General features: G+C 40.4%; 14 protein-coding genes. 6 read left to right on the top strand and 8 right to left on the bottom strand.

What is annotated here, in order from left to right; genetic code table 11:
* Nucleotides 1–23 precede the first annotated feature (23 nt).
* From BMW30_RS04940 to BMW30_RS04915, 6 genes are all read left to right on the top strand, one after another.
* Nucleotides 24–1,529 carry an ABC transporter substrate-binding protein gene (locus BMW30_RS04940; protein ID WP_091474494.1) on the top strand — a complete coding sequence of 502 codons (1,506 nt, stop codon included), beginning with the start codon at nucleotides 24–26 and terminating at the stop codon, nucleotides 1,527–1,529.
* Between the two features lie 4 nt (nucleotides 1,530–1,533).
* Complete coding sequence (locus BMW30_RS04935) at nucleotides 1,534–2,472, top strand: ABC transporter permease (RefSeq protein WP_091474492.1); 939 nt, start codon at nucleotides 1,534–1,536, stop codon at nucleotides 2,470–2,472.
* Nucleotides 2,473–2,480: 8 nt separating this feature from the next.
* Nucleotides 2,481–3,290 carry an ABC transporter permease gene (locus BMW30_RS04930; RefSeq protein ID WP_091474490.1) on the top strand — a complete coding sequence of 270 codons (810 nt, stop codon included), beginning with the start codon at nucleotides 2,481–2,483 and terminating at the stop codon, nucleotides 3,288–3,290.
* A 4-nt stretch (nucleotides 3,291–3,294) separates the two neighbouring features.
* Nucleotides 3,295–4,203, top strand: coding sequence for an ABC transporter ATP-binding protein (locus BMW30_RS04925; RefSeq protein WP_180366221.1), 909 nt, complete (start codon nucleotides 3,295–3,297; stop codon nucleotides 4,201–4,203).
* Nucleotides 4,200–4,979 (top strand): ABC transporter ATP-binding protein, encoded by a 780-nt coding sequence (locus tag BMW30_RS04920; RefSeq protein ID WP_091474487.1) that lies wholly within the window; start codon nucleotides 4,200–4,202, stop codon nucleotides 4,977–4,979. The genes BMW30_RS04925 and BMW30_RS04920 overlap by 4 nt, the downstream gene beginning before the upstream one ends.
* 82 nt (nucleotides 4,980–5,061) lie before the next feature.
* Complete coding sequence (locus BMW30_RS04915) at nucleotides 5,062–6,711, top strand: ABC transporter substrate-binding protein (protein ID WP_091474485.1); 1,650 nt, start codon at nucleotides 5,062–5,064, stop codon at nucleotides 6,709–6,711.
* A gap of 547 nt (nucleotides 6,712–7,258) precedes the next feature.
* Here BMW30_RS04915 and BMW30_RS04910 read toward each other — a convergent pair.
* Genes BMW30_RS04910 through BMW30_RS04875 form a run of 8 tightly spaced genes read right to left on the bottom strand, consistent with a single transcriptional unit; the run spans nucleotide 7,259 to nucleotide 14,375 of the window.
* On the bottom strand, nucleotides 7,259–7,990 hold the full coding sequence (locus BMW30_RS04910) for an MBL fold metallo-hydrolase (RefSeq protein ID WP_091474483.1): 732 nt from the start codon (nucleotides 7,988–7,990) through the stop codon (nucleotides 7,259–7,261).
* A gap of 2 nt (nucleotides 7,991–7,992) precedes the next feature.
* Nucleotides 7,993–8,781: an ABC transporter ATP-binding protein gene (locus tag BMW30_RS04905; RefSeq protein ID WP_091474482.1), complete on the bottom strand. Its 789-nt coding sequence runs from the start codon at nucleotides 8,779–8,781 to the stop codon at nucleotides 7,993–7,995.
* Nucleotides 8,774–9,592: an ABC transporter ATP-binding protein gene (locus tag BMW30_RS04900; RefSeq protein ID WP_091474480.1), complete on the bottom strand. Its 819-nt coding sequence runs from the start codon at nucleotides 9,590–9,592 to the stop codon at nucleotides 8,774–8,776. Before BMW30_RS04900 ends, BMW30_RS04905 begins: the two co-directional genes overlap by 8 nt.
* Nucleotides 9,592–10,407 (bottom strand): ABC transporter permease, encoded by an 816-nt coding sequence (locus BMW30_RS04895; RefSeq protein WP_091474478.1) that lies wholly within the window; start codon nucleotides 10,405–10,407, stop codon nucleotides 9,592–9,594. Before BMW30_RS04895 ends, BMW30_RS04900 begins: the two co-directional genes overlap by 1 nt.
* Nucleotides 10,400–11,353: an ABC transporter permease gene (locus BMW30_RS04890; protein WP_091474476.1), complete on the bottom strand. Its 954-nt coding sequence runs from the start codon at nucleotides 11,351–11,353 to the stop codon at nucleotides 10,400–10,402. Before BMW30_RS04890 ends, BMW30_RS04895 begins: the two co-directional genes overlap by 8 nt.
* A 13-nt stretch (nucleotides 11,354–11,366) precedes the next feature.
* Nucleotides 11,367–12,857, bottom strand: coding sequence for an ABC transporter substrate-binding protein (locus tag BMW30_RS04885; RefSeq protein WP_219314696.1), 1,491 nt, complete (start codon nucleotides 12,855–12,857; stop codon nucleotides 11,367–11,369).
* An 11-nt stretch (nucleotides 12,858–12,868) separates the two neighbouring features.
* Complete coding sequence (locus tag BMW30_RS04880; RefSeq protein ID WP_091474474.1) at nucleotides 12,869–13,699, bottom strand: MurR/RpiR family transcriptional regulator; 831 nt, start codon at nucleotides 13,697–13,699, stop codon at nucleotides 12,869–12,871.
* Nucleotides 13,683–14,375, bottom strand: coding sequence for an HAD family hydrolase (locus tag BMW30_RS04875; RefSeq protein ID WP_245705636.1), 693 nt, complete (start codon nucleotides 14,373–14,375; stop codon nucleotides 13,683–13,685). The genes BMW30_RS04880 and BMW30_RS04875 overlap by 17 nt, the downstream gene beginning before the upstream one ends.
* Nucleotides 14,376–14,890 lie beyond the last annotated feature (515 nt).

The raw sequence follows: 14,890 nt of genomic DNA, 5'->3' as shown, positions 1-14,890 counted from the left end.
TTAAATTCTAGAGGAGACTTCTCATGAAAAAAATGATTAAGCTGTTCACAGTATCTATGTTAATCGGTACAACCGTTGCGTATTTCGGTACAACAACGCATGCACAAGATGAGGCGGATACAGTAGAGATTAGCATGACAATTGGTAACGACATCGATAGCTTAGACCCTTTCCTAGCGCAAGCAACGTTAACAGATTCGGTCATTTACAATATTTTTGAAGGATTACTTGACGCTGAAACGGATGGTTCTCTCGTTCCTCACTTAGCACATGATTATGAAATTAGTGACGATGCACTTACTTACACATTTTTCTTAGAAGAAGGTGTGACATTCCATGATGGTAGTGATTTCACTGCTGAAGATGTTGTGTACACTTACAGCAAACTCGCTGGTTTAGATGGTGAAGACGCGTTATCTGATAAATGGGAAGTTGTAGAATCTGTTGAAGCAACGGATGATTATACAGTAGAAGTAACGTTATCGAACCCTGACTCTGGATTTTTAGCGCGTACAATTCGTGCAATCGTACCAGCCGATTATGACGACCATGCAACAAATCCAGTTGGAACAGGTCCATATACGTTTGTAGAGCATTCAATTGATCAGCGTGTGACGTTAGAAAAGTTTGATGATTACTTCCAAGGGAATGACTTTGATGTTGATGTCGTCAACTTCGATGTAATGCCGGATGAAGAAACTGCACTCCTTGCATTCCAAGCGGGTGAAGTTGATTTCATCACTGCGGTTTCAGACCAAAACTTATCACGTGTGCCTGAAGATGCGAACGTAGTGAGTGGTCCACTTAACATGGTGATGATGCTTGCAATGAATCACGAGGTTGAGCCTTTAGATTCTGTAGAAGTTCGACAAGCAATGAACATGGTTGTCGATAAACAAGAAGTCATCGATGTTGCAATCGATGGTAATGGTGATGCGCTTCATACATTTATGAGTCCCGCTATGGATTTCTATTTCAACGAAGAACTTGTTGACTACTACACAGTTGATGTTGAAACTGCTCAAAGTCTAATGGCAGAAGCAGGTTATGAAGATGGTTTCTCTATTGAAATGAAAGTACCTAATAACGCACAGCTGTATATCGATGCCGCACAAGTGTTACAAGCACAGCTTGCACTAATTAATATCGACTTAACTTTGGACGTTATTGAGTTCAGTACATGGTTAGAAGATGTTTATAATGAGAGAGAATTTGAATCGACAATCATAGGATTCACTGGGAAACTTGATCCATATGATGTAATGATTCGTATGGAAACAGGTTATGCATATAATTTCATGAATGTAGATATCGAAGGTTATAATGAAGCACTTGAAGCGGCAATTTCAGCACCATCTCCAGAAGAATCAGCGACACTTTACAAAGAAGCACAAGAATTACTGACAGAGAATGCAGCAGCTGTGTTCTTAATGGACCCGGCGAGAAACAGTGTCATGCGTTCAGGAATCAGTGGATTCGAAATGTATCCTTATGAACGCTATGTCGTTAAAGACTTAGTAGTCGAGTAATTATATGAAATTTATAACTAGAAAATTGCTTTCTTTTATCGCAACTTTAATCATCATTTCAATGTTGATATTTTTTATCTTCAACATTTTACCGGGAAATCCTGCACTTTCTATTTTAGGACTGGATGCAGACCCGAGTGAAGTTGCGCGACTCGAAGCAAGCCTTGGCTTAGACCAACCGTTACCCAATCGTTATGTCGATTGGGTAACTGGCATTTTTACTGGAGATTTTGGTGAAAGTTATCGCTATCGTGCACCCGTTTTAGACATTATCCTTGAACGTATACCGCTGTCGATGTTCATTGGTATATATTCGCTCGTACTGACACTCATTATCGGCATACCACTCGGTATTATCATTGCACGTACGGATGGTAAATGGTATTCATTAGTGATGAATATTTTAACGCAGCTCGGAATTTCAACACCATCATTTTGGATTGGATTCCTACTTATTTTTATCTTTGCAGTGATGCTTGGATGGTTCCCAACATATGGTTTCACGCATTGGACTGAAAGTATTCTTGGTGCACTCAGGTCGTTGTTCTTACCATCATTTGCAATCGCAATAACGAACATTGCTGTCGTCATACGTTATTTGAGGAACTCCATCCTAGATGAGTATAAAAAAGAATATATAAAACTCGCACGCATGAAGGGGCTCACTGTTCGAGAAATTACATACAGACACGTGCTCCGCAACAGCATCATGCCTGTTTTAACGATTATTGGACTCATTACTGCAGATACGATGGTTGGCACGATTATTATAGAGAATGTGTTTGCATTGCCTGGTCTCGGCACGCTGCTCGTATCATCGATTGAATACCGTGATTTTCCACTTATCCAAACACTCGTTATGATCGTCGCGATCATTATCATCGTCGTCAATTTGCTTGTTGACGTCTTGTATCGCGTCGTCGATCCGCGTGTAAAGTTGTAGGTGCTACTATGTATACAAATAAAAATATAACATTAAATATCGGCGTCACACTCGTCAGCATCTTGTTTTTCATGATGATTGTTTCGCTGTTTTGGACACCGTATCCGCCGAACGAATTGCATACGAGCGACCGACTTGTCTCACCGAACGGACAGTATTGGTTTGGCACAGACAACTTCGGACGGGATATTTTATCTCGCATAATGGAAGCGTCGCAAACAGCATTTTTAATCGGTATTAGTACGCTCGCAATCGCGTTCACTGGTGGATTAATCATCGGTGGCACATCCGGTTATTTCGGTGGTGTTGTCGATGAAATACTCATGCGTATCATCGATGCATTGCTTGCAATTCCCGGGTTACTTTTAGCGATTATGTTAATTACAATTTTCCATACAGGGTTATGGAACACAGTTCTCGCAATCGGTGTGATGGGAATTCCAACGTTTGCACGCGTCATAAGGAGTGGCTTCCTACAGATAAAAAACAATGATTATGTCACAGCGAGTCGGCTTAAAGGCGCTTCACATTTATGGTTGATTCGCCAGCATATATTACCGAATGTGATGACACCGATTATCGTTGTATCCACGCTATATTTCTCTAGCGCGATACTCGCTGAATCTGCACTGAGCTTTTTAGGACTCGGTGTGCAAGAACCCGACGCGAGTTGGGGACGTATGATTAATGAGGCTAGACCTTACTTAGCAACTGCACCTTGGTATATTCTAATCAGCGGTGGTTTTATTATCATGCTCGTACTCGGGTTTAACTTGATTGGTGATGGACTGCGTCATCACAACGAAAGTAAGAGGTGATACGATGACTTTACTTCGTGTCAAAGATTTAAATGTTGAGCTAATCATAAAAAAAGAAGCGTATCCCGTCCTAGAAAATATAAACTTTAGCTTAAATCGTAACAAGACACTCGGTATCGTCGGTGAATCCGGGAGTGGTAAGAGTATTACAGCTCAAACCATTTTACGTATGTTACCAGATGATGCAATTGTTAATGGAACGGTTGAGTTTAATGGAGAAAATTTACTCGGATTTTCAGAACGTCAAATGCGTCAAATTAGAACAAAAGAGATCTCGATGATATTCCAAGAACCCGGTCTCACACTCAATCCTTTAATGCGCGTTGGCCAACAAGTATTGGAGGCTGCACGACTGGATCAATCGATTCCAGCAAATAAAAGAGAATCTGAAGTCATCAAAATGCTTGAAGAAGTCGGTTTAAAAAAAGATGTCTATAAAAAATATCCACACGAATTATCAGGTGGGATGAAGCAGCGGGTCATCATTGCGATTGCACTGATCTGCAATCCGTCAGTCATCATCGCCGATGAACCAACCACTGCACTCGATGCGTCCATTCAGTCACAGATATTAGATCTACTAAAAAGTGTCATGGAAAAACGCGACGGTGCACTGCTGTTAATATCACATGATCTCACAGTCATTAAACATATGTGTGATGACGTGTTAGTCATGTATGCAGGCCGCATCGTTGAGTCCGGCAAAACAGATATTGTGCTCAGCACACCGAAACATCCATACACCAAAGCTTTAATCGATGCAGTGCCACGTTTCCAAAAACGTGGGAGTGCGCTCGACATCATACCATTTTCAGTCCCATCCTTAACAGAACGCAGTGGACTCAGTTGGCCATACTTATCAAATGAAGAATACTTGAATGAATACTTCCCAGAAGCAGGTGATGAGTCATGAGGCAGCCGATAATCGAAGTTGAAAATGTTTCTAAATCATATGGACAAAACAGTTGGTTTTCGAGAAATAAACCGGAATATGCAGTTGATGGTGTGACCTTAGCTGTTAATCGCGGTGAAACGTTTGGGATAGTCGGTGAAAGTGGATCTGGTAAGACAACGCTCGCACACATGATACTCGGTATTTTAAGGCCTGATAACGGTCGGATAAAGGTCCTTGAACACGAACTCACTGATTCAAAAGTAAATTTAAGCGATATGTCGAATAAGATTCAATTCGTCTTCCAAGACCCACATGGGTCATTAAACCCGAAAAAAACAGTTGGGTGGTCAATCGAAGAAGCGTTGCATATCCATAATGTTGGAGACTCTGCCAAACGAAAAGAGGCAACGCTTGCGCTGATGGATCGTGTGAGTTTATCAGAAAGTTACTATGACCGATATCCACACCAACTAAGCGGTGGACAAAGACAGCGTGTAGCAATCGCAAGTGCACTCATTATGAATCCAGAGATACTCGTTATTGATGAAGGTGTATCTGCACTGGACGTGTCGATTCAAGCGTCGATACTCAACTTGTTAAATGAGCTGAAAAAGTCGATGAATTTAACGCTCGTATTTATTACACACGACTTAAATGTCGTTCAATACTTTTGTGATCGCGTGGCTGTCATTAAAGATGGTCAATTAAAAGAAATATTCAACGTGGATACATTCCATACCGATCCACACGATTCATATACAACCCATTTGTTCCAATCAATCCTAGAAGATTAGGATTGATTTTTTATTATTTTTATATTAAAATTTTTTCACGTATATGAAAATTTATACATAACTATTCATAGGGGGCTGTTATATGAAATTTAGATTTTTAACACTAATTTTGGGAGGGCTTTTACTAATTCTATCCCAAACAACCACGAGTGAAGTTTATGCACAATCCGATTCAGACGAAACAATCACTGTGTCACTAAGAAGTGATGCCGCTACCCTCGATCCACACGGTTCCAACGACCAACCTTCCGAAATTATTCGTCACCACATATTCGAACGTTTACTTATTAGAGATGATAATAATGAAATCACAGGTGTCCTTGCAGAGGACTGGGAACAAGTGGATGATGTTACGTACCAATTCAACCTACGCGAAGGTGTCGAATTCCATGATGGCACACCATTTAATGCCGAAGTCGCAAAGGAAAACTTAGACCGTGCGATGGACCCTGCTGTTGCATCAGGAAAAGCATACCTCCTAGAGAATGTAGACTCCGTTAATGTTGTAGATGAATATACATTGGAGATTGTAACGACAGAAGTCTATGCACCGATGCTCTCAAACTTAGCACAAGGGGTGACGATGATGATGAGTCAAGATGTCATCCGTGCCGATTATGAGAATGCATTTGAAGAAGCGGGACTCGATTTAACCATTGAAGAATACTATGAATTACGTGAAGCAGGCGGAGATGAATATGAAAGTGCAGTCGATGAATTCTCTGCATTCATCGGTCAATATTCTGAACGCAATCCTATCGGTACAGGGAAATTACAATTTGAAAGCCGTACAACAGGTAGCGAAACTGTATTGACACGTTTTGATGATCATTGGGATGGCCCAGTGTCATTTGGTAGTGCCGTATTTAAAGTCGTACCAGAACAAGGTGCTCGAATTGCAGAGCTAGAAACAGGTAGCACTGACATTGCGACAGATATTGACACAACAAATATGACACGTGTTGAAGAAACGGATGGCTTATCACTACTAACAAGCGTATCGCCGGGTGTACTTTATCTTGGATTTAACACAGAAGTAGAAGAGTTAAGTGATCCACTCGTGCGACGTGCGATTTCACATGCGATCAACCGTGAAGAAATTATCGAAGGCGTATTCAATGGTGTTGGACATGTCGCTGCAACACCGATATCAGAAACGATGTCAGGCTACAGCGATGCGAATGCAGGTAACATATATGATTTAGCATTAGCACAAGAATTACTTGCTGAGTCCGAATATCCAGATGGATTTGATATTGAAGTTATCGTAAACGCAGCAGATAATGAAAATATTAACACGGTGCTTTATGTTCAAGAGGCATTGGCAGAGTTAGGTATCAATCTAACTGTGAATCAAGTAGAGTGGGCGACGTTCCTAGAAACAACAGCTCAAGGGAACCAAGAAATGTTCATCATGACTTGGACGAACTCAGCAGAAGAATCAGATAATGCATTCACTGCAATGTTCCATTCCGAATCAATTGGCTCAGCAGCAAACAGATTCCGCTACAACAATCCTGATATGGATGAATTAATTGAAGCAGGTCGCGCAGAAACAGATTCAGAAGCACGCGCGGAGATTTATCAGGAAGCGCAAAATTTATTACTAGAAGATTCACCAGCAGTCTTCATCAGACACCCAGAATACATCAACGGTGTGCGTGATGAAGTGACAGGAATCAAGCTCATTGCGATGGGTATTCCAGATTTGTTTGATGCGGTGAAAGAGTAAACTAATAAATAAAGATCGTTCGGATTGATGTTTGCGTGTCTATGAGCTCTTCTCATAGTCCGTCAAATCCGTTTGCGAGACCGTGAGCGTGTCTCATAATCCGTTAATCCTTTTGCGAGACCGTGAGCGCGTCTCATAGTCCGTTAAATCCTTTTGCGAGACCGTGAGCGCGTCTCATAGTCCGTCAAATCCGTTTGCGAGACCGTGAGCGTGTATCATAGTCCGTCAAATCCGTTTGCGAGACCGTGAGCGCGTCTCATAGTCCGTCAAATCCGTTTGCGAGACCGTGAGAGCGTCTCACAATCCGTTAAATCCATTTGCGAGACCATGAGCGTGTCTCATAGTCCGTTAAATCCATTTGCGAGTCCGTGAGCTCATCTCATAGTCCGTCAAATCCTTTTTTCGCGCCTATGAGCATCTCTCATTGGCGTGAAAATCCAGCAAAAAGAAAACTGGAACGAGATCCTCAATTAAGTATCTCGTTCCAGTAATACAATCTGTCATTAATTATCTTCCATCAAAGGTTCGCTAGCCCGAACCTGAATGTTTATACTTCAATTGTCAATCCTGGTTGAGCAAGTTGAACATTTTCAATTCCGCTTTGTTTTGCAGTCTCAAGCAGATCGTTAATTTCTCCGTAATGTGGCAAGTGTGTAAGAATTGTCTCTTTTACACCAGCATCTTTTACGAGTTCAATACAATCTGTAATGTTCATGTGACCTGTGTTTTCTCCATCTGCCCACTCATATAAACTACATTCTGTAATCAACAAGTCTGCACCTTGAGAAAATTCTTTTAATTCCTCAGAAATTGTACCATCTGCTGTATAGACGACTGTTTTATCGTCAGTTGAAATTTTCATCGCAAAGGTCTTTACTGGATGATTCATCTCAAGAAAACGAATAGACATATCCCCAATTTTCAAGACAGAATCTTCTTCGTAACTTTTAAATTCACTGAATTTAACTGATTCTGGATGTTGTGATGAAATCTCGTTATACGGCTCATAAATCGTTAAAACGACATCCGTCTTTTCCGTAATTGTGTTCACCAATCGCGAAAACATCATCACACCGATGTCACTTGCATGATCGTAGTGACTGTGTGAAACGACGATGTGACGCAGTGTATTCACATCCATATACTTACCAATTTTGACTGCGACACCACTCCCACAATCGAGCAAAACTTTTTCTTCATTATGTTCTATTAAATAACCTGAGCACGGCTCATCCACTTTCGGAAAACCGCCCCACATGCCAATTACTGTAACCTTCATATTTATACCTCTTCAAAGTAAAATGCACTCTTAATCAGTGCTTTCGTGTATTCATCTTGTGGATATTGTACTAATTCTTTCATATCGCTTTCCTCGACCATTTGTCCATCTTTTAATACAAAACCATAATCTGCGATTTCATTCACCGCAGCAATATCATGAGAGATGAAGATAAAGTTCGTCTCGCCCTTTATCGTCTTCAACAGATCAATAATCTGCGCCTGCACAGATAGGTCGAGTGCAGATACCGCTTCATCACAGATGATTACTTTTGGACGTAAGCTGAGTGCACGTGCGATACATACGCGTTGTGCTTGACCACCGCTTAGCTCACGCGGATACTGATGCAAGTACGATTCATCAAGTTGCACATCGTCAAGTAAGCTGCGAACACGCATCATCATATCACGACGACTCATATTGCCCTCAAAAACCTTTAATGGTTCCAACAGATTATCTTTCACCGTATAGTACGGATGAAGTGAATCTTTTGGGCTTTGGAAAACAAATTGAATGTTTCTTCTGTAATCTCTATATTCTTGTTTTTTCAACGTTCTAATATTTTTCCCATAATACAACACTTCACCGGACGATGGTGACTTGATATCTCCAACGATATCAACGAGCGTTGACTTGCCTGAACCTGATTCACCGACGATGCCGACAGATTGTCCTTCTCTTAATGAGAATGAGACATTATCCACCGCTGTAATCGTCGACTTTTTACCATTCATACCTTGGCGTACTGAGAAATTTTTAGAAATATTATTTGCTTCTATGATGTTAACCACGATTTTTCACCTGCTTTTCATACGTCGAAGACTCGCCATATTTCGGAATCAAATCGACAAGAAGCTTCGTTTGCGGATGTTGTGGATTTTTAAAAATAGCTTTCGTCTCTCCACTTTCTACAACTTCACCCTTGTAGAGCACGTAGCAGCGATCTGTGAAATAATGAATGAGCTTTAAGTTATGCGTGATAAAAATCATCGATACATTATGTTCATTTTTTATTTTTTGAAGTAACTTCATAACGCTTTGCTCTGTAATACTATCGAGCGCAGTCGTCGGTTCATCTGCAATGATGATATCCGGCTTCGTCATCAAGCTCATTGCAATGTTCACGCGCTGGCGCATACCACCGCTAATTTCATATGGATACGACTCTAACACACGCCCCGGATCTTTTAATCCGACTTCTGTCATAAGTGAAATTGCACGCTCAATTGCTGTAGCTTTATTGCCGTAACGGTGCGTCACGTATGCTTCAGTAATTTGGTGTTTTATCCGTATGAGTGGATGCAAGTAAGCCGTCGTATTTTGTGGAATATAGCCGATGCGTTTCCCGAGTAACTCCCGATATGCTCGTCCGCTATATTCTTTAATGTCCGTTCCAAGTATTTTATGTGCATCAGTTTGGATATTCAAATCATCATCAAGCACACCAATGAGTGACTTGACCGTAATTGTCTTACCTGAACCGGACTCACCAAACACACCGACAATCTCATTATGATTCAGTTCAAAATCTACGGACTCGACTAATTTATTGTTGTTTTCTGTACTTATGGAAAGGTTTTTTACTTCAATTAATTGTTTCATTAGTTTCTCCCCTTCCTGCGCACTAATAAGTCATTTAACTGGTCACCGACTAAATTAAATCCGAGCACTGTCATCATCAAAATAACACCGGACGGCACTGTCAAATATGGAAATGTCAGCATGTATTGTTGCGCTTCATTTAACATCAGTCCCCAGCTTGCGTTCGGTGGTTGAACACCTAATCCTAAGAAGGATAATGATGACTCTGTTAAAATTGCGCCACCGATGCTCGCACTAAACTGTGTCACAATCCTAGGTGTGATCGCAGGTAAGTAATGCTTGTATATCATGCGCAGTGGCTTGACACCATATGTTTTAGCAGCTTTAATATATAACTTATCTTGCTGCTCGAGCACGAGTGAGTATGACAGCCGTGCAAACACAGGTACCATAAATATTGAAATGGCGAGTATTGTGTTCCAGATACCCTCACCAAGTGCTGCAACAAACATCATCGCGAGCAAGACGCCCGGGAATGCCATCAAACCATCGATCATGCGCATGATGAGTCCACGTAATATCCCCTTAGAAATCGCGCCGAGTGCACCGAGCATAACGCCCATAATTGATCCAAAGAAAACTGATGTAATACCGATAAAGAGCGCATAGCGTGATGACACCATAATCCGACTTAATATATCGCGACCAAACTGGTCTGTTCCAAGCAAATGCTCCATACTTGGATATTGCATACGGTTTGCCACATTCATCGTGTTTGGTGGATGTGGTGTATAGAAAAATGATGTCAAACCAAGTACGACTGGGATTAACAGCAATATAATACCAATAATAAATAATACATTTTTCTTATTCATCGCGGCCTCCAATCCTCATCGTAGGATTAGCAAGTCGGTACAATATATCTGTGATCATATTAATGATGACGACTGTACTGACAATAACGACAACGATGCCTTGTAATAAAAATAAATCTCTTTGTTGCACTGCCACTAACAATAGTCTGCCTAATCCTGGTAGAGAGAATATATTCTCCACAAGAATGACACCACTAAGTAATCCAGCCATTTGCATACCAATAATCGTAAGCGGTGCGATAATCGCGCTTCTTAGTGGGTACTTAACAATGGTCTTGAATTTACTAATACCATTCATTTTCGCTAGTAACATATAATCTTCTTTTAATGCAATCAGCATCGAGCTTCTCACGATACGAATCATCGTTCCCATCAGTCCGAGAGACAGGACAAACGAAGGTAATAATATACTCAGTATACTGTCAATGAAACCTTCACTTATCGGTGTAAATCCTGAAATTGGAAAGAGACTCGAACCTGCTGCGACGTATACAAGTAGGAGTAATGCGAGCCAAAATGATGGCATCGCATCTCCAATTTGCATTAAAGTTCGTGCTAAAACATCTGGTAATTTATTTTGATATAATGCTGCGATCACACCGATGAAAAGTGCAATCGGTGTCGCAATAAGTAGTGACAAGAGTGCAACTGACACCGTGACAGGTACCCGTTGTAAAATCAATGTACTGATCTCTTCACCATATAAATATGAACGTCCTAAATCACCAGAAATAAATGACGTGAACCATTCTAGAAACTGCACATACCAAGGTTCGTTGAAGCCCATTGCATCACGCAGAGCTTCAACGTTTTCTGGCGTCGCTTCAGTACCGAGACTGAGCAAAGCCGGGTCACCTGGTATCATCATTAGGATTATAAAAGTTATAAAAGATACGACAAAAATAACTGCTACACCGCTTAGTAAGCGCGATAAGATAAAGCGCATTTAATCACCTTAATTATTCGAAGTATATATTTTTAAGTTCAATAATATCGATTGGATACGATTCATATCCTCTGACATTTGCTTGTGTTACCGACAATCCGATTGGTGATTGAATATAAAGCGCTGGTACTTCTTCTGCTAGCGTATCTTGAATTTCTGAGAACATTTCATAACGTACATCTTCGTCAAGTTCTGTTTGAACATCTGTCAATAACTCATCGATTCGTTCGTTGTTATAGTTGAAGTAGTTCTCACTGCTTTCAGAATGATAACGTGCAAGAAGTACATATGGATCTAAACGACCCGTATGACCGACAACTGTTAAATCATAATCACGACCTGTGTAAATATCACTTAACCAAACTGACCATTCGACAACTTCGATATTTACATTGATGCCGATATTTTCTAAACTATCCGCGATAATTTGACCCGCATCTACATAGCTTTGGTAATCAGAAGGCAAGTACATATCAAGTGTGATATCTGCCGCTTCAAAACCTGCTTCTTCAAGCACTGCTACTGCTTCTTCTTGATTGAATGCATATGCTTCAGAGTGATCCTCATATCCTAGCAATACTGGTGGATAGTGTGAACCAATTTTCTCACCGTAACCCCAGAACACACTTTCAATGAGAAGGTCTTTATCGACTGCTAAGTTAATCGCTTCTCGTACTTCCGGTACCGATAAAAATTCGTTCCCTAAGTTCATTGCCATCAACTGAACCGCGTTTGATTGATTCTCAATAATTTGGAATGAATCATTGCCTTCGAATTGTGAAACCAAGTCACCTGATACACCTACGATGTCTAAGTCACCACTTAACATAGCTGTCGTTCTTGCTGTCGCATCTGGCATCATCGTAAATTCCACTGTGTCGATATGTACTTCATCAAAGTAATTTTCGTTTTTCGTCAGTGTTAGATTTTGTTGTGGCACCCATGCTTCAAGTGCATATGCACCTGTACCGATTGGACTGTTACGCAATTCTTCTTCATTTTCTTCTAAGACGATCGCAGTCCATGGGTATGCGAAGTCTGATGCAAGTGATGCGTTAAGGTTCTCCGTTACAAACTCAATCGTATAATCATCGATCACGTTGATTTCTGTAATGTTAGCAAAATCATTTGCACGTGGACTCTCATCTGCTTTTAAACGCTCGAATGAATATAAAACATCGTCCGCACTGAATGCTTCACCATTATGGAATTCAACATCGTCACGTAAGTTGAACGTGATTGTTAAACCATCTTCTGAAATTTCCCAATCTGTTGCTAATCCTTCTGTTAACTCACCTTCTGGCGTCACTTTAACTAATGTATCAAAGATATTATTCGTAATTTGGAAAGTAGAAGCAGCTGTCGTACGGTGTGGATCAAGTCCGTCAGGGTCTACAGAAAGTGCCATGTTCAATGTGTCATCATCTTGAGCAGATGCCGTTTGAGTACCAAGGAAAATTCCTGCGATTAAAAGTGAAGTACCTATTTTAGTTAAATGTTTCATGATTTCCTCCATTAATTAAATAATTTATAGTGCGCTTCAATTGATTCGATATTTTCTTTTATACGTGCATCGCCGAGCATTGTCAGCGACTTAATCATTGCATTACTGACTGATACTGCAGCTGTGTAAGAATCTAAAAATCCATAGCTTGTCGTGCTGACTTCAAAGTTTATGTTTGACAACGTACGAATGCTCGCATTTTCTTTATCAGTGATAGAGATAACATAGACACCTTTTTCTCGAGCTGCTTTGCAAAGTTTTAGCAGTATCGAGTCATATCTCGGGAATGATGTCACAACGAGCACATCACCCTTTTTGAAATACGTTGTATAATCGGGTGCGAGCCCTTGGGGTATATTCGTCGCATTGCCTAACATGTATTTCAATGTGAACTGCAAATGATTCGAGACACTTGTGCCAAGACGCCAACCTGCAGTGTAAATGTGATTTGCATTTAACAGTAACTCTGCTGCAAGATCAATTTCTGTCTGTGAAATGTTGTCACTTGATCTGAGGATGTTCTCTGACTCTTGCTCAAAATGCTTGTTCAACCAATCATCTTCTATGAGCGTTGTTGTATTGATAAAGTTCCTGAGTGCTCTTTTATCGTCACTCAGTAAATTTGAAATATCGACTTTAAAACCATGGTAGTCATCATAACCGAGTGCTTTAACTGTTCGAATCACCGTTGCTGTACTCACTTTCGTCTGTTCTGCAATTTCACGCGCGGAATTATTATTCAGATTTTCAGTGTTATAAATAATGTATTTCGCAACCTGTTGCATCGTCAGTGTTAATGTGTGAAAACGCTCCTTAATGCGCTGACTAATTCCGTGACTCATTATTCTCAACTCTTTTTAACAATGATGGTAATACCTCAATTGAGTTGATGACTCTAACAGACGAATCAAGTTCTTCAATGCCTAACTTTCCATATGGATTAATGAGTACACTATCCATGCTTACCGTTCTGGCACCGACAACATCATCATAGTAGTTGTCACCAACATATAGACATTCATCACCTTTAAAACCGGTGTTGTTTAATGCTGCTTCAAATATTCTAGAATCTGGCTTTTCAATGCCAAGTTCGGATGAAATGGTGATGCTTTGGAAATATTGCGTTAGATTATTTTCTTCCAACACTGCATGTGCTGTGTCATTCCAGTTTGAGATTAAACCAAGTGTATAACCCATGTCTCTAAGTGCTTGTAACGTGTGATGCGTGAACGGGAAACATTTCCAACCACGTTTTTGCTTAGGATTTTTACTCGGACTAAACGCTGGAACATCTGAAAGTTGTAATCTTTCTAGTAAGTACGCGCGGTACTGAGTCATGTAGTTGTCACGACTTTTACCAAGTAAACCTGGAAACTCTCTCATGAAGTATTTGTCCGCAAGATGAAACGCATGGACAACTTCTTCTTTCTCTTTAGTGATATTGTGCGCTTTTAAATGATTTAGAAACCCTTCTTCTCTTTCTGTGAAAACGAGCGTGTATCCTAAATCAAAAAATATACATTTATATATACAATCACTCCTCTTAACTCCCGTCTATCTGAATCTTAAACAACCATTATTTTTTCCAAGTGAATTAATCGTAAAAAGTTTGTAAACGTATGACTCATTTCAGAGTTTTGTCACATTTGATTTTGAAAAAAATTGATTAAACACCTTGATATAGTTGATTTTGAGACTGATTTTTTGTTCACAAAAAATCCCCAGAAAATTGTGTGTCACACAATTTTCTGGGGGACTATGAGCTACTTTCATTGGCACATAGATTGGTTTGACGGACAATGAGCTACTTTCATTGGCGCGCAAAATCCGTTTGACGGACTATGAGCTACTTTCATTGGCGCGCAAATCCGTTTGACGGACTATGAGCTACTTTCATTGGCGCGTAAATCCATTTGACGGACTATGAGCTACTTTCATTGGCGCGTAAATCCATTTGACGGACTATGAGCTACTCTCATTGGCGCGCAAATCCGTTTAACGGACTATGAGCTACTTTCATTGGCATGCAAATC

The sequence above is a fragment of the Aliicoccus persicus genome (assembly GCF_900110815.1).
Lineage (GTDB): Bacteria > Bacillota > Bacilli > Staphylococcales > Salinicoccaceae > Aliicoccus > Aliicoccus persicus.
Note: the sequence above shows the minus strand (reverse complement) of the source record. Positions and strands in the feature narration are given on the sequence as shown.

Excerpts from the sequence above, each read along its gene's own strand:
- BMW30_RS04940 (WP_091474494.1), top strand. The coding sequence starts at position 24 with ATGAAAAAAATGATTAAGCTGTTCACAGTATCTATGTTAATCGGTACA.
- BMW30_RS04935 (WP_091474492.1), top strand. The coding sequence starts at position 1,534 with ATGAAATTTATAACTAGAAAATTGCTTTCTTTTATCGCAACTTTAATC.
- BMW30_RS04930 (WP_091474490.1), top strand. The coding sequence starts at position 2,481 with ATGTATACAAATAAAAATATAACATTAAATATCGGCGTCACACTCGTC.
- BMW30_RS04925 (WP_180366221.1), top strand. The coding sequence starts at position 3,295 with ATGACTTTACTTCGTGTCAAAGATTTAAATGTTGAGCTAATCATAAAA.
- BMW30_RS04920 (WP_091474487.1), top strand. The coding sequence starts at position 4,200 with ATGAGGCAGCCGATAATCGAAGTTGAAAATGTTTCTAAATCATATGGA.
- BMW30_RS04915 (WP_091474485.1), top strand. The coding sequence starts at position 5,062 with ATGAAATTTAGATTTTTAACACTAATTTTGGGAGGGCTTTTACTAATT.
- BMW30_RS04910 (WP_091474483.1), bottom strand. The coding sequence starts at position 7,990 with ATGAAGGTTACAGTAATTGGCATGTGGGGCGGTTTTCCGAAAGTGGAT.
- BMW30_RS04900 (WP_091474480.1), bottom strand. The coding sequence starts at position 9,592 with ATGAAACAATTAATTGAAGTAAAAAACCTTTCCATAAGTACAGAAAAC.
- BMW30_RS04895 (WP_091474478.1), bottom strand. The coding sequence starts at position 10,407 with ATGAATAAGAAAAATGTATTATTTATTATTGGTATTATATTGCTGTTA.
- BMW30_RS04890 (WP_091474476.1), bottom strand. The coding sequence starts at position 11,353 with ATGCGCTTTATCTTATCGCGCTTACTAAGCGGTGTAGCAGTTATTTTT.
- BMW30_RS04885 (WP_219314696.1), bottom strand. The coding sequence starts at position 12,857 with ATGAAACATTTAACTAAAATAGGTACTTCACTTTTAATCGCAGGAATT.
- BMW30_RS04880 (WP_091474474.1), bottom strand. The coding sequence starts at position 13,699 with ATGAGTCACGGAATTAGTCAGCGCATTAAGGAGCGTTTTCACACATTA.